Origin of the sequence: Xanthomonas sp. F10 (assembly GCF_014206815.1) — a bacterium.
GTDB lineage: Bacteria > Pseudomonadota > Gammaproteobacteria > Xanthomonadales > Xanthomonadaceae > Xanthomonas_A > Xanthomonas_A indica.
In genome coordinates, this window is the sequence record NZ_JACHNP010000001.1 from 72,774 (window position 1) to 92,304 (window position 19,531).

Here is a 19,531-nt window from a genome sequence, read left to right on the forward strand (position 1 = left end):
TTCCTTCTCCCTCCGGGAGAAGGTGCCCCGAAGGGGCGGATGAGGGGACGGGCGCCGCTCGGCGCGTGGTCGGATCCTACGGCCGCCGCGTCCGGCTGGAACATGCGCCTACACGCCGGAAGCGCGCTTCCAGAAACCGTGCATCAACAGCGGCAGCTTGCCGGCCAGGCCCAGCAGCGGGCCGCGCAGCAGGGTCAGGTGCAGCTCGTCGTTGGAGAACAGGCGGTTGATCGCATCGAAGCCATAGGCCGCCACGGTGTTGTCGCTGCGGCGGCCGCGCGCCCAGCGCGCCAGCCGCTGCGGCGCCGCCCAGTCCACGCGCTGCGCCTGCGCCTGCCGCACCAACCCCGCCAACGCGGCAACGTCGCGCAGGCCGAGATTGACGCCCTGCCCGGCCAGCGGATGCACCACGTGCGCGGCATCGCCCAGCACCAGCAGGCGACCGCGCTGGTAGGCCTCCACCAGTTGCCGGCGCAACGGGAACCCCAGCCGCGGCGACAGCGCGCGCACCGCGCCCAGGCGCGCGCCGAAGGCCTGGGTCAGTTCGGCGCCGAACGCCGCATCGTCCAGCGCCAGCACCCGCGTCGCCTCGGCGTCGGGCAGGGTCCAGACGATCGAGCTGCGGCCATCGGCGAACGGCAGGAACGCCAGCGGCCCGCCCGGCAGGAAGCGCTGCCAGGCGGTGTCCTGGTGCGGTTGTTCGGTCTGTACGAAGGCGACCACGCCGCGCTGGCCGTAGTCGTGCGCCGGCGCGTCCAGTCCGGCCAGCCCGCGCAGGGTGGAATCGGCACCGTCGGCGGCGATCGCCAGGCGTGCGTCCAGGCGGCTGCCGTCGTCCAGGCGCAGGCGCGCACGTTCGGCCGAGGGCTCCAGCGCCTCCACCCGCGCCGGGCAATGCACCTGCACGCCGGCCGCCGGCAGCGCCGCCCATAGCTGTTCGACCAGCAGGCTGTGTTCGACGATCCAGCCGAGCTGGTCGCGGCCCAGGGTGTCGGCGTCGAAGGCCAGTTCGCCACCGCCACCGGCATCCCACACGCGCATGCGCCGGTAGGCGCTGGCGCGGTTGGCGACGACCTGCGGCCACACGCCAAGGCCCTGCAGCAGGGAGGCATTGTCGGGGGCGAAGGCGTACACGCGCAGGTCCGGCGTGTCGGCCGACCAGCGCGGCGGCTCGCGGCCCTCGACCAGGGCCACCGCCAGGCCTTCGCCGGCCAGGGCCAGCGCGCAGGCCGCGCCGACCACGCCGCCACCGACCACCACCACATCCAGCACGCCACGCCGACTCATGCGCGCGTCTCCCGGCACAGCTGCGGCACATCGCCGCGGAAGCCCATCGCGCCGCCGACCAGGAACGACTGCAGCGGCGCGGCCTGCGCTGCCGCCAGCAGGCCCAGGCTGCGCAGCGGGCGCAGCAGCGGGGTCGGATTGGCGGTCAGCCGCGCCAGCCCGCCGGAGAACGTCACCGTGCGTTGGCGATCCTGCTCGCGGCGCTGCGCGTACTGCTGCAGCAGTGCCGGCGCGCCCGGATCGGTGCCGTCGCGCTCGATCAGTTCGGCCAGGGTCAGCGCATCGCGCAGGCCCAGGTTGAAGCCCTGCGCGCCTAGCGGGTGCAGGGTCTGCGCGGCATTGCCCAGCAGCACCGCGCGTACGGCGGTCAGCCGCTCGGCCAGTACCTGCACGATCGGGTAGGCGCTGCGCTCGCCGCTGCCCAGCAGGCGGCCGACGCGCCAACCCAGCGCGTCCTGCAGCCGCTGCAGCCAGGCGCCCTCGTCCAGCGCCGCCACCGCATCCGCGTCCTCGGTGGCGACCGCATGGATCGCGCCGTAATGGCGGTCGCCGCGCGGCAGCAGCGCGGTCGGGCCGTCGTCGCGGAAGCGCTCGTAGGCGGTGCCGTCGGGCTGGCGGCTGCCGCGCACCCGCGCCACGAACAGGGTCTGCTGGAAATCGTGGCGTGTTGCGGCGATGCCCAGGGCCTCGCGCACCGCGCTGGCGCTGCCGTCGGCACCGACCAGCAGGCGCGTGTGCAGGACCTGCTCGCTGCCGTCGCGCACGATCCGCAGGCGGCGCACGCCGTCCTCGGGGTCGGCCTCCAGCGCCACGAACTGCGCCGGGCGATAGCGGGTGAGCCGCGTGGTCGCGGCCAGACTGGCCTCCAGCGCCTCGCCGAAGTCGCGCGCGACCACCACCTGGCCGAAGGCCTCGCGCCCGTAGTCGGCCGCCTCCAGCCGGACCCGGCCGAAATCCCCCGCGCGGCTGACGTGAATACGGCGGATCGGCCCGGTCGGCGCGCGCAGCCGCTGCATCACCCCGAGCGCGCCCAGCGCGTTGACCGTGGCGGCGGCGAAGCTGAGGTTGCGCTGGTCGAACACCGGCGGCAGCGCGCCCGGCGGCGCGGCCTCGACCAGGCCCACGTCGATCCCCAGCCGGTCCAGGGCGATGGCCAGGCTGGCGCCGACCAGGCCGCCGCCGACGATCACTACGTCATGTCGTTTGCTCATCCGGCCATGATACGACCCGCACCCGTCTGCCCGGTGAGCGCCGCCGCCCAGCTTGCGCAGCGCGGGCCGCCCCGGCGCGCCGCACTCGCGCGCGCCGCGCTTCCAGTAGAATCCGGGGTCTTACGTGCACCGGTGCCCGCCGCCATGACGCCTTCCGCCCACCGTCTCCCCGCCCTGCTGCTGTTGGCCGCGCTGCTGGCCGCGACCCGCATCAACCACTTCGGGGCGATCCCGGACGCGTCGTGGGCGGTGTTCTTCGTCGGCGGCTTCTATCTGCGCAGCTGGACCCGCTGGGCGTTCCCGCTGCTGATGGCGCTGGCGGTGCTGGTCGACTACCTGGTCATCCGCGGCCAGGGCCTGGATTTCTGGCAGCACTACTGCGTGTCGCCGGCCTACTGGTGCCTGATCCCGGCCTACTTCGTGCTGTGGGCCGGCGGCGCCTGGCTGGCGCGGCGCTACCGCGGCGCCGACTGGCGCACCCTGGGCCTGGCCGCCGCCAGCCTGCTGGTCGCGGTGGCGCTGTGCCACCTGCTGGCGCAGGGCAGCTTCTACTGGGTCAGCCGCAGCGTGCCGAACCCGACCCTGGCCGGCTGGTGGCAGAACTACAGCGACTGGCTGCTGCCGTACCTGGGCAGCGCCAGCCTGTACGTGGCGCTGGCCGCGGCGATCCAGGTCGGCGTCGAGCAACTGGCGCGGCTGGGCCAGCGCGGCCAGCCGGTCGGTCACTGACCGGGATGGGCAACCGCCTCTCCAAGATCTACACCCGCACCGGCGACGACGGCAGCACCGGCCTGGGCGACGGCAACCGGGTCGGCAAGGACTCGGCGCGGGTGGCCGCCTACGGCACCGTGGACGAAGCCAACTCGGCGATCGGCGTGATCCTGGCCTGCCCGCTGGCCGAGGACGTGCGGCAGCTGCTGACCGCGATCCAGCACCAGTTGTTCGATCTTGGCGGCGAGCTGTGCATCCCCGGCCACGCCGCGATCCAGGCCGCCGACATCGATGCGCTGGAACGGCACCTGGACCGCTACAACGACACCCTGCCGGCGCTGCAGGACTTCATCCTGCCCGCCGGCGGCGAAGCCGCGGCGCGCTGCCACCTGGCGCGCACCATCGTGCGCCGCGCCGAGCGCGAGACGGTGGCGCTGTCGCGCCAGGACGCGGTCCGCCCGGAAGCGGTGCGCTACCTCAACCGCCTCTCCGACCTGCTGTTCGTGCTGGCGCGGGTGCTGGCGCGGGCCGACGGCCACGGCGAAGTGCTGTGGCGCCACGACCGGCGCCAGGCCTGAGCGACACCCGGGCCGCGGCGCGCATGCTGATCTACACCCATCCTGCCTGCCTGGGGCACGCGCCCGGACCGGAACACCCGGAACGGCCGGAGCGCCTGGACGCGGTGACGACGGCACTGCGCGAGGCCTTTCCGGCGCTGGAGTGGCGCGAGGCACCGCTGGCCAAGCTCGGCGACCTGGCCCGGGTCCATGAGCGCGGCCTGATCGACCGCGTGCTGGCCGACCTCGACGGCCCGCAGATGCTCGACGTTGACACGGTGATCTCGCCCGGCTCGCGCGCCGCCGCACTGCGCGCCGCCGGCGCCGGCGTCGCCGCAGTGGATGCGGTGATGCACGGCGCCAGCGACACCGCGTTCTGTGCGGTGCGCCCGCCCGGCCATCACGCCACCGCCGACACCGCGATGGGCTTCTGCCTGTTCAACAACGTCGCGGTCGCCGCCGCCCATGCCCGCGATGCGCATGGCCTGGAGCGGATCGCCATCGTCGATTTCGACGTGCATCACGGCAACGGCACGCAGGCGATCTTCGAGCGCGAGTCGAAGGTGCAGTACCTCAGCACCCACCAGTCCGGGCTGTTCCCGCACACCGGCGGGGTCCACGACCGCGGCGTCGGCAACCTGCACAACGCACTGCTGCCGCCGGGCAGCGGCGGCTTCCGCTTCCGCAACACCTGGGCCGACCAGATGCTGCCGCTGCTGGACGCCTTCAAGCCGCAGCTGCTGCTGATCTCGGCCGGCTTCGACGCGCACATGCGCGACCCGCTGGCCGACCTGATGCTGGAGACCGAGGACTTCGGCTGGATCACCGCCGAACTGCGCGCGGTGGCGCAGCGGCACGCGCGCGGCCGGGTGGTGTCCCTGCTGGAAGGCGGCTACGACCTGCAGGCGCTGCGCGAGGGCAGCGTCGCCCACGTCGACGCGCTGCGCTGAGCGCGGGTCATCCAGGCAAAGGAGTGCCACACGGTGAGTGCGCGCCGCCGGCCAGGCCCGGCGGACATGCCCGGAACTGGATGGGCGCCGCCCTGGGCACCGATGAACCCCGCCCCCCGGCGCCGGGACGCCTTCATTGCCCCTATGCACGGGATGGGGCAAGCTAGCGACCGTTTTAGCCCGATACCTGACGCGCGTGCGCCGAACCCTTCGCCTGCTCCCTCTTCCGTTCAGTATCGCCCTCTGCCTGCCGGCCGTGGCGGCTGAAAAGCCGCCGAACTGGGGCCTGTGCCCGACCCCGGACGTGCTGCCCAAGTTCGACGACGCGCAGCAGCCGGACCCCAAGCTCGCGCAGAACCGCGACCAGCAGCCGACCAATATCGAAGGCGATCAGCTGTCGGGCACCACCACCATCCCGAACTACACCGGCAACGTCGCGCTCAAGCGCGGCGACCAGTTCATGGGCACCGACAGCCTGCGGGTGGACACCGAGACCGGCAACTACATCGCCGAAGGGCATGTGCGCTACCAGGATTCGTCGATCCGCATGATCGCCGACCGCGCCGAAGGCAACCAGGACACCGACACCCACAAGATCACCAACATCCGCTACCAGCTGCTGGCCCGCCGCGGCAACGGCAAGGCGGATTCGGTCGACCTGCAAGGCGCGCTGGGGCAGATGCACCGCTCCACCTACACCACCTGCGACCCCTCGCAGCGGGTGTGGGAACTGCACGCGCCGGAAATCGACGTCGACAACGACGAGGGCTTCGGCACCGCGCGCAACGCGATCCTGAAGGTTTACAACTTTCCGGTGCTGTATGCGCCCTGGTTCAAGTTCCCGATCGACGATCGCCGCAGCAGCGGTTTCCTGTTCCCGGCGCTCGGCATGTCCAGCCGCAACGGCTTCGACTACACCCAGCCGTACTACCTGAACCTGGCGCCGAACTACGACGCCACCCTGTATCCGCGCTTCATGGCCCGCCGCGGCCTGATGCTGGGCAGCGAATTCCGCTATCTCTACGAGGGCGGCAAGGGCGAGCTGCAGGCGGCCTACCTGCCCGACGACAAGCTGCGCGACAAGGATCGCGGCCGCTTCAGCTACCAGGGCTACCACAACATCAATTCGCAGTGGCAGGCGCGCGCCTCGCTGGCTTGGGTCAGCGACGAGCGCTACACCGAGGATTTCTCCAACCGCCTGCTCGGCAACGCGGTGTCCAACATCCAGAGCACGATCGGCGTCTACGGCACAGGCGAGACCTGGACCGCGGGCCTGATGGCCGACCGCTGGCAACTGACCGACTACACCCTGACCGAGGACGCGCTGCCGTACAACCGCCAGCCGCGCGCTTTCTTCAACTGGGACCAGTCGTTCGGCAACTACTTCGAAGCCGGCCTGTACAGCGAAGCCGTGCGCTTCGTGCACGACGACATCCACCAGAAAACCACCGACGGCACCTACGAGCGCACCGGCGTGGTCACCCCGCGCCCCGGCGGCAGCCGCCTGGACCTCAAGCCCTACATCTCGATGCCGCTGGCCGGCGCCGCCTGGTTCCTCAAGCCGACCCTGGCCTGGCGCTACACCGCCTATCAGCTGGACAAGGATCTGGCAGCCACGCTCGGCGGCGACACCACGCCCTCGCGCAGCCTGCCGATCGCCACGGTCGATGCGGGCGTGTACTTCGACCGCGATACCAAATGGGGCAACACCAACTATCTGCAGACCCTGGAACCGCGGCTGTTCTACCTGTACACGCCGTACCGCGACCAGAACGACCTGCCGATCTTCGATACCCGCGAGTTCACCTTCAGCTGGGGCCAGTTGTTCCGCGATTCGCGCTACACCGGCGCCGACCGCCAGAACGACGCCAACCAGCTGACCATGGCGCTGAGCTCGCGCCTGCTGCGTCAGGACGACGGCAAGGAGAAGCTCTCGGTCAGCCTCGGCCAGATCCTGTACTTCAGTGATTCCCGGGTCAGCCTGCCCAACAGCGACACCACCATCGAGCAGGGCAAGTCGGCCTGGGTGGCCGATGCCAACTACATGGTCAACGACCGCTGGACCCTGGGCGCCACCTATCAGTGGGATCCCAAGTACCACCGCAAGGATCTGGCCAGCTTCCGCGCGCGCTATCTGATGCCCGGCGACGGCATCGTCAACATCGGCTACCGCTATCGCCGCGACCTGCTGGAGCAGGCCGACGTCTCGTTCCTGTACCCGATCAATCCGACCTGGAGCGTGGTCGGCCGGCACTATTACTCGCTGATGGACAAGAAGCCGCTGGAGAGCATCCTCGGCGTGCAGTGGGACAGCTGCTGCCTGGCAGTACGGGCGCTGGCGCGCCGCTACGTGCGCAACCGCACCGGTGCGCTGGATACCGCGTTCCAGATCGAGTTCGTGCTCAAGGGCCTGTCCTCCCTGGGCCAGGACACGGACCGCGTTCTGCGCCGTGCTATTCTCGGCTACAACCGCGACGACCTGTACTTGGTCCCGCCCAGCAACACCACGACCGATCCGGACGCTTACGATCCGAACCAGATTCCATGACCAAGACCCTTTCTGTTTTTCTCGCCGCCCTGATGGCGGTCGCCGGCGTGTCCGCTCCGGCCGCCGCGCAACAAACCCAACCGCTGGACCGCATCGCCGCGGTGGTCGACGAGGATGTCGTGCTGCAGAGCGAGCTGGATCGTGCCGTGCGCAACGTGAAGGCGCAGTATGCCGGCCGCGAGGCGCAGCTGCCGCCGGATAACGTACTGCAGCGGCAGGTGCTCGAGCGTCTGATCCTGGTCAAGCTGCAGGTCGCGCGCGCCAACAGCACCGGCATCCGCGTCGGCGACGACGAGCTGAACCGCGCCATCGCCAGCATCGCCCAGCAGAACGGCACCGACGTGGACGGCCTGCGCAAGAAGCTGGCCGCCGACGGTATGTCCTACACCGACTTCCGCAACTCGGTGCGCGACGAGATCACCGTGCAGCGCCTGCGCCAGAGCTTCGCGCAGAGCCGCATCAACGTCAGCGAGGCCGAAGTCGACGCGGCGCTGGCGCAGCAGGCCACCACCGGCGCCCAGTACCACCTGGCGCACATCCTGGTCGGCCTGCCGGAAGGCGCGACCGCCGAGCAGATCAAGACCGCCCAGGGCAAGATCGACGGGGTCAAGAACCTGATCGACAAGGGCGAGATCGACTTCAACGCCGCCGCGGTGCGCTACTCCGACAGCCCCAATGCGCTGGAAGGCGGCGACCTGGGCTGGCGCAGCCTGGACGAAATCCCCAATGCGTTCGCGCAGCTGATCCGCGACATGAAGCCGGGCCAGGTGGTCGGCCCGCTGCGCGGCCCCAGCGGCTTCCAGCTGCTGAAGCTGATCGAGGTGCGCGATGCCTCGGCCAATCCGGAAAAGAAGACCGTCACCGAGTACCACGCCCGCCACATCCTGATCCGGGTCAACGACGCGCAGCCCGACGCGGCCGCCAAGGCCAAGATCGAGACCCTGCGTGCGCGCATCGCCGGCGGCGCCGACTTCCAGGCCGTGGCCAAGGAAGCCTCCGAAGACACCAACAGCCGCAGCCAGGGCGGCGACCTGGGCTGGTTCCCGGCCGACGCGTTCGGCCCGGACTTCGGCCAGCACGTGGCGAGCCTGCAGGACGGCCAGATCTCGCAGCCGTTCCGTACCGAGGCCGGCTGGCACATCGTGCAGCGCGTCGGCGAGCGCCAGACCGACGTGACCAGCGACACCCAGCGCGCCCAGGTCCGCGAAACCATCGGCCGCCGCAAGCTGGAAGAGGAATACAACCGCTTCCTGCAGGAAATGCGCGGCGAAGCCTACGTCGACATGCGCGTGGGCAACACCGACGCCGCCACCGCGCCGGCGGCCACGCCGGCGCCGGCGCCCGCCGCCAAGCCCTGATCCATGCGTCCCTCGCTCGCGCTGGTGCCGGGCGAGCCGGGCGGGATCGGCCCGGAGCTGTGCGTGCGGCTGGCGCAACAGCCGCGTCACGATTGCCAGCTCCTGGCCTTCGCCGATCCCGACACCTTGCGCGCCGCCGCCGCGGCGCTGGCGCTGCCGCTGCAGTTGCTGCCCGAATCCAGTCCCGCCCTCGCCCCTGGCGACCTGCGCCTGCGCACGGTCGCCAATGCCGTGCCCAGCCGCTTCGGCGCGACCGAGCCGGCCAATGCCGCGGCAGTGATCGCCGCGCTGACCCAGGCCGCCGACGCCTGCCTGAGCGGCGAACTGGCCGGCATGGTCACCGGCCCGGTGCACAAGGCCGCGATCAACGCCGGCGGCATCGCCTACACCGGCACTACTGAACTGTTAGCCCAGCACGCCGGCCGCGAGGTGGTGATGATGCTGGCCAACGCCATCGTGCGCGTGGCCCTGGTCACCACCCATCTACCGCTGCGCGCGGTCGCCGATGCGCTCACGCCGGCGCTGCTGGAACGCAGCCTGCGCATCACCGAGGCCGCCCTGCGCCGCGAGTTCGGCATCGCCACCCCGACCATCGCGGTGTTGGGGCTGAACCCGCATGCCGGCGAAGATGGTCACCTGGGCCTCGAGGAGATCCAGGTGATGCAACCGGTGCTGGACGCATTGCGCGCGGAGGGCATGCGCCTGCTCGGTCCGCTGCCGGCCGATACCGCGTTCCTGCCGCAGAAGCTGGCGAGCGTGGACGCGGTGCTGGCGATGTACCACGACCAGGGCCTGCCGGTGCTCAAGTACAGCGGATTCGAGCAGGCGGTGAACCTGACCCTGGGCCTGCCCTACCCGCGCGTCGCGGTCGATCACGGCACCGCGCTGGAGTTGGCCGGCCGCGGCGTGGCCGACCCGTCCAGCCTGTTCGCCGCCACCGCGCTGTGTGCGCAACTGGCCGCACGACGCGCGCAGTCCTAGGCCCGAACGGCGTTCGCCGATCTGCCGCAACCCGACGTTCCCGGTGATGCCGGTCGCGGCCAACGCCGCTGCTACGTGGCCGCATGCGCGCGCCACCCCGTGCATGCCGATAAAATGCCACGCATGACTTCCTCTCCCGGCTTCGGCGCCCCGGCCAAGAAATCCCTTGGCCAGCACTTCCTCAGCGACCGCCACTACATCGACAGCATCGTGCGCGCGGTCGACCCCAAGCTGGGCGACCGGCTGGTCGAGATCGGCCCCGGCCAGGGCGCGATCACCTTCCCGCTGCTGCGCCGGCACGGCCAGCTGACCGTGATCGAGTTCGATCGCGACCTGATCGCGCCGCTGACCGCGGCGGCGGCCGGCGTCGGCGAACTGACCATCCTCAACCGCGATGTGCTGTCGGTGGATTTCGCCGCCCTGGCCGAGGGCGCGCCCATCCGCCTGGTCGGCAACCTGCCGTACAACATTTCCTCGCCGATCCTGTTCCATGCGCTGGACCACGCCGCGGCGATCGCCGACATGCACTTCATGCTGCAGAAGGAAGTGGTCGACCGCATGGCCGCCGATCCCGGCAGCAAGGTCTACGGCCGGCTCAGCGTGATGCTGCAGGCCTACTGCGAGGTGACCTCGCTGTTCGTGGTGCCGCCGGGCGCGTTCCGGCCGCCGCCGAAGGTGGATTCGGCCGTGGTACGGCTGGTGCCGCGGCCGCCGCAGACGGTGGGCATCGCCGATCCCAAGCGCTTCGCCGATGTGGTCCGTGCCGCATTCGGCCAGCGCCGCAAGACCCTGCGCAACGCCTTGAACGGCGTCTGCGATGCCGCGCAGTTCGAGGCCGCGGGCGTGCGCCCGGACGCGCGTGCCGAGCAGCTCGAGGTCGCCGACTTCGTGCGCCTGGCCAATAGCGCACAAGCCTGAGCAGACGTCCCGCGCGGCCCGCGCATGCATGCGTGGTGCGAAGGTCTGCGCGCGCGTTGCTCTGCTTCTTGCATGCTGGCCCAGGCATCGCCGACCGCGCCGTAGTCGGCGCCGCAGCATGGCGAGCCGCCCAACACGGATCGCCGCTCCAACGCCCCTCCTGCACACTGCCCGCGGCAACAACAGGCCCGCACGGGCGACTCGCGCAGGCGGCAGCCAGGGCCGCTGCCGCGCGCCAGCCGCCTCGCAGTGACAACCGTTGACGCATCTCGCCTCAAACGGCAAAACACACTCTAAACTGTGGGGATGAACGATGACGCCCCCTATCGGATCGAGGTCGAAGTGTCGCCCCGATTCCTCGACGACCAATCGGCGCCGGAGGACGGACGCTACACGTTCGCCTACACGATCCGCATCCACAACCGCGGCCGCGTCGCCGCGCGCCTGATCGCCCGCCACTGGGAGATCACCGACGGCAACGGCCGCATCGAGCGCGTGGACGGCGATGGCGTGGTCGGCGAACAGCCGCGGCTGCGCCCGGGCGAGGATTTCCGCTACACCTCTGGGCTGGTGCTGGAGACCGAGCACGGCACGATGCGCGGCCACTACGACATGGAGGCTGACGACGGCACCCACTTCATCGCCGCGATCGCGCCGTTCGTGCTGTCCGTGCCGCGGACCTTGCACTGATGGCGGTCTGGGCGATCGGCGACCTGCAGGGTTGCTACGACATCACCCAGCAACTGCTGGAGAAGATCCGCTTCGATCCGGCGGTGGACCGGCTGTGGTTCTGCGGCGACCTGGTCAACCGCGGCGGGCAGTCGCTGGAAACCCTGCGCCTGGTGCACTCGCTGCGCGAACACAGCGTGGTGGTGCTGGGCAACCACAACCTGTCGCTGCTGGCGATCGGCGAGCGCAGCCCGGACGAACAGCGCAAGGTCAATCCGGACCTGCAGCGCATCGTGCTGGCCGAGGACCGCGACGAACTGCTGACCTGGCTGCGCATGCAGAAGCTGCTGCACGCCGACCGCGAGCTCGGCTGGATGATGATCCACGCCGGCCTGGCGCCGAAGTGGACCACCGCGCTGGCCGAGAAGCACGCGCGCGAGGTCGAGCAGCAGTTGCACGGCAACGGCTACCGCAAGCTGTTCCGCAACATGTATGGCGACCGCCCGGCATGGTCGCCGGGCCTCACCGGCTACGACCGCTCGCGCGCGATCATCAACCTGTTCACCCGTGCCCGCTACTGCACCCCGCGCGGGCGCATCGCGATCGAGGAAAAGGGCACACCCGGCACCCAGGCGCAAGGCCTGTACCCCTGGTTCGAGGTGCCGGGACGGGTCGAGCGCGACCTGAAGATCGTCTGCGGACACTGGTCGACGCTGGGCCTGACCATCACCCAGGGCGTGCACGCGATCGACACCGGCGCGGTCTGGGGCGGCAAGCTCACCGCCCTGCGCCTGGACAGCGAGGACCTGCAGGTCGTGCAGGTCCCCGGCCGCCCGGTACAGGGACCACCGCCGGCGGCGCGCAGCGGCACGCCGCGACGGCGCGGCGCACCAAACCGTGGCCAGGCACCGGCTGCCTCTGCGCCCGCGCAGGAGTGAGTTTCACGCGCTCCGTTGCGCTCTCGTAGGAGCGGCTTCAGCCGCGACAGACGTTCCCTGGAATGCCCGTCGCGGCTGAAGCCGCTCCTACGAAAGCCTGGCGGCGCCTACACCGCGCCAGACCGGCGCCGGTAGTCCACGAATTCGAAGGCCAGCGCATGCCGCGCATCGGCCGGGTGCGCCTGCCGCGCCACCACTTCCCACTGCGCCGGATCGAACGCGGGGAAATGCGCATCGGCACCGTCGACCACGGTGTCGACATGGGTCAGGTACAGCACCTCGGCCAACGGCAGGGCCAGGGCGAAGATGTCGCCGCCGCCGATCACCGCCAGTTCCGTGGCGCCGGCTTCGCGCGCGGCGTCGATCGCCGCCGGCAGCGATGCCACCGCCTGCATGTCCGCGAACGGCACCTGCCCGGAACGGGTCATCACCAGGTTCAAGCGCCCGGGCAGCGCGCGCCCCAGCGACTGTGCGGTCTTGCGCCCCATCAGCACCGGCTTGCCCAGCGTCAGCGCCTTGAACCGCTTGAGATCGTCCGGCAGGCGCCACGGCAGATCGTTGTCGCGGCCGATCGCATTGGCCCGATCCAGCGCCGCAATCAGGGAAATCCGGGGCCCAGGCCCCGGGACCCGGGACTCGTCGCTCCGCATCTGCCCCGATGTCGCCGCTTGCGCTTTTGCCGGGTCCCGGGCCCCGGGTCCCGAGTCCCGGCTGCTCATACGGCCACCGGCGCCTTGATCGCCGGATGCGGGTCGTAGCCCTCGATGGCGATGTCTTCGTAGGTGAAAGCGAACAGATCGGTGACCTCAGGATTCAGCCGCAGCCGCGGCAACGGCCGCGGCGTGCGCGCCAGTTGTTCGCGCGCCTGTTCGAAATGGTTGGAGTACAGGTGCGCATCGCCCAGTGTGTGCACGAAATCGCCCACGCCCAGACCGGTGGCCTGCGCCACCATGTGGGTCAGCAGCGCATAGCTGGCGATGTTGAACGGCACGCCGAGGAAGATGTCGCCGCTGCGCTGGTACAGCTGGCAACTGAGCTTGCCGTCGACCACATAGAACTGGAACAGGCTGTGGCACGGCATCAGCGCCATCTGCGGCAATTCGGCCACGTTCCAGGCGCTGATCACCAGCCGCCGCGAATCCGGATTGCGCTTGATCTCGTCCACCAGCCACTGCATCTGGTCGATCTCGCGGCCGTCGGCGCCGGTCCAGCGCCGCCACTGCTTGCCGTACACCGGGCCGAGTTCGCCCTGCGCATCGGCCCACTCGTCCCAGATGCTGACCTTGTTGTCCTTGAGATAGGCGATGTTGGTCTCGCCCTTCAGGAACCACAGCAACTCGTGCACGATCGAGCGCAGGTGCAGCTTCTTGGTGGTGACCAGGGGGAAGCCGTCGTTGAGGTCGAAACGCATCTGCCAGCCGAACACGCTGCGCGTGCCGGTGCCGGTGCGGTCGGATTTCTCCGCGCCATGCTCCAGCACGTGCTGCAGCAGGTCCAGGTACTGCTTCACTTGGTCACCTCCGGCGGCGGCACCGGCTGCAGCACGGGCGCGCTTCGCGAGCGCCACAACAGGAACACGCCCAACAGGATCAGCGGAATGCTCAGCTGCTGCCCGCGGGTCAGCCAATGGAACGCCAGGTAGCCGAGCTGCGCATCCGGCACGCGCACGAATTCCACGGCGAAGCGGAACACGCCGTACAGCAGCGCGAACAGGCCGGACACCGCATAGCGCGCGCGCGGCTTCATCGAGAACGTCCACAGCACCACGAACATCACCAGCCCTTCCAGCGCCGCTTCGTACAGCTGCGACGGATGACGGGCGTAGCGGTCCAGCAGGCCCGCGGCGTACTGCTGCTGCAGTTGCGCGGCGCTCATCAGGCTCTCCAGCGCCGGTGCGTTGGCCACTCCATCCGTCGCTGGCGCGTGCGGGAAGATCACGCCCCAGCCGGCGTGGGTCAACTTGCCCCACAACTCGCCGCCGACGAAATTGCCGATGCGGCCGAAGCCCAGGCCCAGCGGCACCAGCGGCGCGATGAAATCGACGGTGTCGAAGAAATGCAGGCGCGCCTTGCGCGTCCACCACAGGCAGGCCGCCAGCACGCCCAGCAGGCCGCCGTGGAAGCTCATGCCGCCGTCCCACACCTTGAAGATCAGCAGCGGATTGGCCAGGAAATCGGACAGCGCGTAGAAGAGCATGTAGCCGATGCGCCCGCCCAGCACCACGCCGAGCATCGCGTAGAACAGCAGATCGGAAAAGCCGTCCTCGTTCACCCCGGGCAGGCGACCGGCGCGGATGCGGCGGCGGCCCAGCCACCAGGCCGAGATGAAGCCGGCCAGATACATCAGCCCGTACCAATGCACCTTCACCGGACCGAACGAGAAGGCGATGGGATCGATCTGGTGGAGATAGGTCATGCGCAGGCGTCGGCCGGGGGCAAAGAGCGCCTATTCTGCCACCGACTCCGCTACTTGCCGCGATTTGCGGACGGCACAGTGGGGTGGCGCTTCATCTGCCGGCAGGCGCACGCGTCTGCCACCGACTCCGCTGCTTGCCGCCATTTGCGGACAGTACAGCGGGGTAGCGCTTCATCTGCCGGCAGGCGCACGCGTCTGCCACCGACTCCGCTGCTTGCCGCCATTTGCGGACAGTACAGCGGGGTATCGCTTCATCTGCCGGCAGGCGCAGACGTCTGCCAAGGAATTCGCTGCTTGCCGCGATTGCGCACGGCACAGCGGGGTGGCGCTTCATCTGCCGGCAGGCGCATACGTCCACCGCCGACTGCGCGTGTCACCGCTGCACAGTCAGACACGTTGCGCACTCCCGTAGGAGCGGCTTCAGCCGCGACGGGATTTATCGGGAAGGCCCGTCGCGGCTGAAGCCGCTCCTACGGGAGGGATGCATCGGCGGCAAGTCCGGTGCGGAAACCCAGACCAAGCAAATGGCTTGGATCGACCGCATGTGGGCGGCATCCGCACTCGCCGCATACCTGCCGGAAGCCAGCCTCCTTGTCCGCCACATCGACGCCAAAACGCCGCGTGTCATCTGGCGGCAGAACACACCCAGACTCCAGGCGCTCAGTCCAGCACGTGCGGCAGGTTCGGCAGCTCGTTCTCGCCCTGCTGGCCCGGCTGCGCCGGGAAGTGCGCGGCCAGCAGCGCCGAGACTGCGCCGACGCCGGCGATCACCGCCTGCTCCGGCTGGCCGGCGCGCATGTCGCGCTCGATCAGCGCGCAGACCTGGCGCCACTGCGCCGCGTCCACCCGCCCACGCAGGCCGCGGTCGGCGACGATCTCGATGTGGTGGTCGGCCAGCAGCAGGTAGATCAGCACGCCGTTGTTGGCCTCGGTATCCCAGGTGCGCAACTGCGCGAAGGCCTGCTCGGCGCGCAGCCGCGGCGCCACGCCGCGCAGCACCTGCGCCGGCGCCAGGCCCGACTCCACCGCGAACATCACCTGCCCGCTGTGCAGCCGCTCGCCGTCTGCAATCGCCGCGCCGATGCGCTCCAGGCTGGCCGCCGGGAACAGGCGCTGCGCGGATGGCGCGAACAGGTGCCGGAGCAGGCGCATCACCAGCTCCCCGAGGCGCCACCGCCTCCGGAACTGCCCCCGCCGCCACCCCAGCCGCCTCCGCCGCCGCCCCAACTTCCTCCGCCACCGCCGCCCCAGCCACCGCCGAAGCCGCCGCCTCCCCAACCTCCGCCGCCCCAGCCGCCCCAACCGCCGCCGCCAGCCGAGCGGCCCGGCGCGATCCCGACGAACAGGCCCAGCAACAGGCCGATCGCCCCAGTCAGCGCACCGACGAACAGCGACAGGCTCAACACCAGGCCGACGCCACCGCCGACCACGCCGCTCAGCACACCGCGCACAGGCCGCGACAGCCGCGCGAACAGCACCTGCGCGACCAGCGCCGCGAACAGGCCGGCGAAGAACCCGAATCCCAGGCCGCCGCCGCGCGAGGCCGAGGCATGCGCACTCACCGGCGCCGGTAACGCCTCGCCGTCGATCAGCTTGACCAGCATCGCGGTCGCTTCGGCAATCCCGCCGCTGTAGTCGCCGGCGCGGAAGCGCGGCACCAGGTACTCCTGGATGATGCGGTTGGCGGTAGCGTCGGGAATCGCGCCCTCCAGGCCATAGCCGGGCTGGATGCGCACGCGCCGGTCGTTCTTGGCCACCACCAGCAGTACGCCGTCGTCCACGCCCTTGCGGCCGAGCTTCCACTGGTCGAACACGCGCTGGGTGTATTGCTCGATGCTTTCCGGGGCGGTGCTGGGCACCACCAGCACCTGCAACTGGCTGCCTTTGCGCTGCTGCAGCTGCACCGCCTGCCGGTCCAGCTCCAGGCGCTGGTTCGGCGTCAGCGTGCCGGTGGTGTCCACCACCGGCGCATCCAGCGGCGGGATCGGCGCCTGCGCCTGCGCCCAGGCCACGCACGGCAGCAGCGCCAGCAGCAGCACCAGCCAGACGCAGGCGCGGCGATGGCCGGGCATGCGGTGGATGGCGCCGCGCAACGCCGCCGCACGCTCAGCCGACACGGATGTGGAACACACGCTCGGGCCCGCCCGCGGCGGCGCTTACTGCGCCGGCGCCGGCTGCTGCGGCTGCTGCGGCGCGGACGCCGGCTGGCCGCCGAAGTTCACCGCTGGCGCCTCGGAGATCTGCGCCTCGTTCTCCACCGAGAAGTTGGGCTTTTCCTTGTAGCCGAACAGCTTGGCGGTGATCACCTGCGGGAACGACAGGATGTAGGTGTTGTAGTCCTGCACCGCCTGGATGTAGCGGCCGCGCGCCACGGTGATGCGATTCTCGGTGCCTTCCAGTTGCGCCTGCAGGTCGCGGAAGGCCTGGTCGGATTTCAGGTTCGGGTAATTCTCGCTGACCACCAGCAGCCGCGACAGCGCGCTGGACAACTGGCCCTGCGCCTGCTGGAACTGCTGCAGCGAGGCGGCGTCGTCGGCGTTGACCTGCACCTGGCCGACGCGGGCGCGGGCGTTGGTCACGTCGGTCAGCACCTGCCGCTCCTGGTCGGCATAGCCCTTGACCGTGTTGACCAGGTTCGGCACCAGGTCGGCGCGGCGCTTGTACTGGTTCAGCACTTCCGACCAGCCGGCCTTGACCGCCTGGTCCTTCTGCTGGATCGCGTTGTAGCCGCAGCCGGACAGCAATACCGCCAGCGCGGCCAGGAACAGGGAGCGGGACAACAGGCGCATGCGATGACTCCGGCAGATGACTGCGCGCAGCTTGCCACGCCGCCGGTGAAAACGCAGCCGACCTCAGCCGTGGCTCACCACTTGCCGGCGCCGGGCACCTGGTGCGCCGCGGCGCGCCGGCGCATCAGCAGGTTCAGCCACTCCACCAGCACCGAGAAGCCCATCGCCGCGTAGATGTAGGGCTTGGGCACGTGCACGTCCAGGCCATCCAGGATCAGCACCACGCCGATCATCAGGATGAAGGCCAGCGCCAGCATCTTCACCGTCGGGTTGGCGTCGATGAAACGGCCCAGCGGGTTGGCCGCCAGCAGCATCACCGCCACCGCCAGCAGTACCGCCGCGATCATCACCGGGATGTGCTGGGCCATGCCCACCGCGGTGATCACCGAATCCAGCGAGAACACGATGTCGATCACCGCGATCTGCGCGATCACCATCCAGAACACGCCCGAGGCCTTGCTGGTGGTGGGGTCTTCGTCCTCGCCGCCGGTGATCAGTTCGCGGATCTCCATGGTGCCCTTCACCAGCAGGAACAGGCCGCCGATGATCAGCACCAGGTCGCGGATCGAGATCCCCATGCCGGCGACGCTGAACAGCTCGCCCTGCATGCGCGCCAGGAACGCCAGCGATACCAGCAGCGCGATGCGGGTCAGGCAGGCCACGGCGATGCCGAACTTGCGCGCGGCCGGGCGCTGCGCCTCCGGCAGCTTGCCCACCGCGATGGAGATGAACACCAGGTTGTCGATGCCCAGCACGATCTCCAACGCGCTCAGCGTCAACAGCGTCAGCCAGGTGTTGGGGTCGGCGAGAAACTCGAGGGCCATGGCGTCGGGTCCTTTAACAGAAGAAGAAACGGGCGGCGATCACAGCAGGCGCGGCAGCAGGATCAAGCCCCAGCACAGCACCACGTTGGCCAGCATCACGAAGACCGCGGCCGAGCCCATGTCCTTGGCGCGGCCGGCCAGCTCGTGATGCTCGGGGCCGTAGCGCTCGATCACCGCCTCGATCGCGGAATTGAGCAGTTCCACCGCCAGCACCAGCAGCAGCGAGCCGATCATCAGCACCTGCTGCACCGGCCCCTGCCCCAGCCACAGCGCCAACGGCGCCAGGATCAGGCACAGGCACACCTCCAGGCGGAACGAGGACTCGTGCAGCCAGGCTGCGCGCAGCCCCTGCCAGGACCAGCGTGCCGCCATCAGCATGCGGCGCGGCCCGCGCGGCAGATGCCCGAACTGGTCGGCCACGGCTCAGCCCCGTCCCAGGCAACGGGGACGCGACGACGACGGCCGGAAGGAATCGGTCATGGGCAAGGGCGCAGCGGGATAGGCCGCAATTTTGCCACAAGCCCCGCGGCGGCGCCCGGCATCGCCGTGGATTTGCCTGCATGCGGCGCCTGCGGCACCATCGCCGATCCCCTAGCTTCGAGGAGGCGTCATGCCCCGTTCGCCGCTGCGCGCACCGCTGCTCGCCCTGAGTCTGTTCAGCCTGTCCCTGCTGGGCCTGTCGCCGGCACGGGCGCTCACCCCGCCTGCGCCGCCCAGCGTGCCCGACCAGGTCTCCAATGCCGCCTGGGAAGAGGACATGGCGCGGTTCGCCAAGGACGATGCCGCACATCCGGTCAAACCCGGCGGCGTGCTGTTCGTCGGCAGCTCCTCGATCCGCTTCTGGACCTCGCTGGCCACGGACTTCCCCGGCGTGCAGACGCTCAACCGCGGCTTCGGCGGCTCGGAGATTCGCGACAGCACCTGGTACGCCGACCGCATCGTGGTGCCGTACAAGCCGCGCCTGATCGTGTTCTACGCCGGCGACAACGACCTCAACAGCGGCCGCAGCCCGCAACAGGTGCGCGACGACTTCGTGGCCTTCGTGACCCGGGTGCACCGCGACCTGCCCAAGACCCGCATCGTCTACCTGTCGATCAAGCCCAGCCCCTCGCGCGCGGCGCTGATGCCGAAGATGGCCGAGGCCAACGCGCTGATCCGCAAGGCCGCGGCCGGCCTGAAGCAGGTCCAGTTCGTCGACGTCTACACGCCGATGCTGGGCGCCGACGGGCAGCCCAGTGCCGAGCTGTTCGGACCGGACAAGCTGCACATGAACGCCGCCGGCTACGCGCTGTGGCGCGACACGCTGCGGCCGTACCTGGCTCCCTGACAGGCGGTGAACGGCCTCGCGCAGACGGCGCAATGGCGGCTGCCGGCC

General features: G+C 70.2%; 20 protein-coding genes. 10 read left to right on the forward strand and 10 right to left on the reverse strand.

Annotation, left to right across the window (positions count from 1 at the left end; translation table 11 throughout):
- Positions 1 to 108: 108 nt before the first annotated feature.
- On the reverse strand, positions 109 to 1,287 hold the full coding sequence (locus FHR56_RS00390; RefSeq protein ID WP_160948402.1) for a UbiH/UbiF family hydroxylase: 1,179 nt from the start codon (positions 1,285 to 1,287) through the stop codon (positions 109 to 111).
- On the reverse strand, positions 1,284 to 2,498 hold the full coding sequence (gene ubiH / locus FHR56_RS00395) for a 2-octaprenyl-6-methoxyphenyl hydroxylase (protein ID WP_160948401.1): 1,215 nt from the start codon (positions 2,496 to 2,498) through the stop codon (positions 1,284 to 1,286). The genes FHR56_RS00390 and ubiH overlap by 4 nt, the downstream gene beginning before the upstream one ends.
- A gap of 144 nt (positions 2,499 to 2,642) precedes the next feature.
- Between ubiH and FHR56_RS00400 the strand changes: the two genes are divergently transcribed.
- The 9 genes from FHR56_RS00400 (at position 2,643) to FHR56_RS00440 (ending at position 12,128) form a co-directional block, all read left to right on the forward strand.
- A complete protein-coding gene (locus FHR56_RS00400; RefSeq protein ID WP_160948400.1) occupies positions 2,643 to 3,227 on the forward strand; it encodes a hypothetical protein in 585 nt (194 codons plus the stop codon).
- A 5-nt stretch (positions 3,228 to 3,232) separates the two neighbouring features.
- Positions 3,233 to 3,787, forward strand: a complete 555-nt coding sequence (locus FHR56_RS00405; RefSeq protein ID WP_160948399.1) for a cob(I)yrinic acid a,c-diamide adenosyltransferase — start codon at positions 3,233 to 3,235, stop codon at positions 3,785 to 3,787.
- Between the two features lie 23 nt (positions 3,788 to 3,810).
- A complete protein-coding gene (locus tag FHR56_RS00410; RefSeq protein WP_160948398.1) occupies positions 3,811 to 4,716 on the forward strand; it encodes a histone deacetylase family protein in 906 nt (301 codons plus the stop codon).
- A 196-nt stretch (positions 4,717 to 4,912) separates the two neighbouring features.
- The gene (lptD, locus tag FHR56_RS00415) at positions 4,913 to 7,264 is read left to right on the forward strand and encodes an LPS-assembly protein LptD (RefSeq protein ID WP_160948397.1); all 2,352 of its coding nucleotides are present in this window, start codon (positions 4,913 to 4,915) and stop codon (positions 7,262 to 7,264) included.
- Positions 7,261 to 8,622 (forward strand): peptidylprolyl isomerase, encoded by a 1,362-nt coding sequence (locus tag FHR56_RS00420; protein WP_160948396.1) that lies wholly within the window; start codon positions 7,261 to 7,263, stop codon positions 8,620 to 8,622. Before lptD ends, FHR56_RS00420 begins: the two co-directional genes overlap by 4 nt.
- A 3-nt stretch (positions 8,623 to 8,625) precedes the next feature.
- The gene (gene pdxA / locus FHR56_RS00425) at positions 8,626 to 9,603 is read left to right on the forward strand and encodes a 4-hydroxythreonine-4-phosphate dehydrogenase PdxA (protein ID WP_160948395.1); all 978 of its coding nucleotides are present in this window, start codon (positions 8,626 to 8,628) and stop codon (positions 9,601 to 9,603) included.
- A 123-nt stretch (positions 9,604 to 9,726) separates the two neighbouring features.
- Positions 9,727 to 10,521, forward strand: a complete 795-nt coding sequence (gene rsmA, locus FHR56_RS00430; protein ID WP_160948394.1) for a 16S rRNA (adenine(1518)-N(6)/adenine(1519)-N(6))-dimethyltransferase RsmA — start codon at positions 9,727 to 9,729, stop codon at positions 10,519 to 10,521.
- Between the two features lie 306 nt (positions 10,522 to 10,827).
- Positions 10,828 to 11,211 carry a Co2+/Mg2+ efflux protein ApaG gene (gene apaG, locus FHR56_RS00435; RefSeq protein ID WP_010340000.1) on the forward strand — a complete coding sequence of 128 codons (384 nt, stop codon included), beginning with the start codon at positions 10,828 to 10,830 and terminating at the stop codon, positions 11,209 to 11,211.
- The gene (locus tag FHR56_RS00440; protein WP_184502380.1) at positions 11,211 to 12,128 is read left to right on the forward strand and encodes a symmetrical bis(5'-nucleosyl)-tetraphosphatase; all 918 of its coding nucleotides are present in this window, start codon (positions 11,211 to 11,213) and stop codon (positions 12,126 to 12,128) included. The genes apaG and FHR56_RS00440 overlap by 1 nt, the downstream gene beginning before the upstream one ends.
- A gap of 107 nt (positions 12,129 to 12,235) precedes the next feature.
- On the opposite strand, the gene FHR56_RS00445 is transcribed toward FHR56_RS00440, so the two are convergent.
- The 8 genes from FHR56_RS00445 to FHR56_RS00480 all read right to left on the reverse strand — a co-directional run bounded on the left by FHR56_RS00445 (position 12,236) and on the right by FHR56_RS00480 (position 18,576).
- Positions 12,236 to 12,778, reverse strand: coding sequence for a dihydrofolate reductase (locus FHR56_RS00445; RefSeq protein WP_184502381.1), 543 nt, complete (start codon positions 12,776 to 12,778; stop codon positions 12,236 to 12,238).
- Between the two features lie 65 nt (positions 12,779 to 12,843).
- Positions 12,844 to 13,638 (reverse strand): thymidylate synthase, encoded by a 795-nt coding sequence (locus tag FHR56_RS00450; RefSeq protein ID WP_160948392.1) that lies wholly within the window; start codon positions 13,636 to 13,638, stop codon positions 12,844 to 12,846.
- A complete protein-coding gene (gene lgt / locus FHR56_RS00455) occupies positions 13,635 to 14,543 on the reverse strand; it encodes a prolipoprotein diacylglyceryl transferase (protein ID WP_160948391.1) in 909 nt (302 codons plus the stop codon). Before lgt ends, FHR56_RS00450 begins: the two co-directional genes overlap by 4 nt.
- Before the next feature lie 660 nt (positions 14,544 to 15,203).
- Entirely contained in the window at positions 15,204 to 15,695 is a 492-nt protein-coding gene (locus FHR56_RS00460) for a TPM domain-containing protein (protein WP_160948390.1), read from the reverse strand.
- Complete coding sequence (locus tag FHR56_RS00465) at positions 15,695 to 16,615, reverse strand: TPM domain-containing protein (protein WP_184502574.1); 921 nt, start codon at positions 16,613 to 16,615, stop codon at positions 15,695 to 15,697. The genes FHR56_RS00460 and FHR56_RS00465 overlap by 1 nt, the downstream gene beginning before the upstream one ends.
- Before the next feature lie 84 nt (positions 16,616 to 16,699).
- On the reverse strand, positions 16,700 to 17,332 hold the full coding sequence (locus FHR56_RS00470; RefSeq protein ID WP_160948054.1) for a LemA family protein: 633 nt from the start codon (positions 17,330 to 17,332) through the stop codon (positions 16,700 to 16,702).
- A 74-nt stretch (positions 17,333 to 17,406) separates the two neighbouring features.
- Positions 17,407 to 18,156 carry a TerC family protein gene (locus FHR56_RS00475; protein WP_019796876.1) on the reverse strand — a complete coding sequence of 250 codons (750 nt, stop codon included), beginning with the start codon at positions 18,154 to 18,156 and terminating at the stop codon, positions 17,407 to 17,409.
- Positions 18,157 to 18,195: 39 nt separating this feature from the next.
- Positions 18,196 to 18,576, reverse strand: a complete 381-nt coding sequence (locus tag FHR56_RS00480) for a diacylglycerol kinase (RefSeq protein WP_019796877.1) — start codon at positions 18,574 to 18,576, stop codon at positions 18,196 to 18,198.
- Between the two features lie 190 nt (positions 18,577 to 18,766).
- Between FHR56_RS00480 and FHR56_RS00485 the strand changes: the two genes are divergently transcribed.
- Complete coding sequence (locus tag FHR56_RS00485) at positions 18,767 to 19,483, forward strand: SGNH/GDSL hydrolase family protein (RefSeq protein ID WP_160948055.1); 717 nt, start codon at positions 18,767 to 18,769, stop codon at positions 19,481 to 19,483.
- Positions 19,484 to 19,531: the final 48 nt, after the last annotated feature.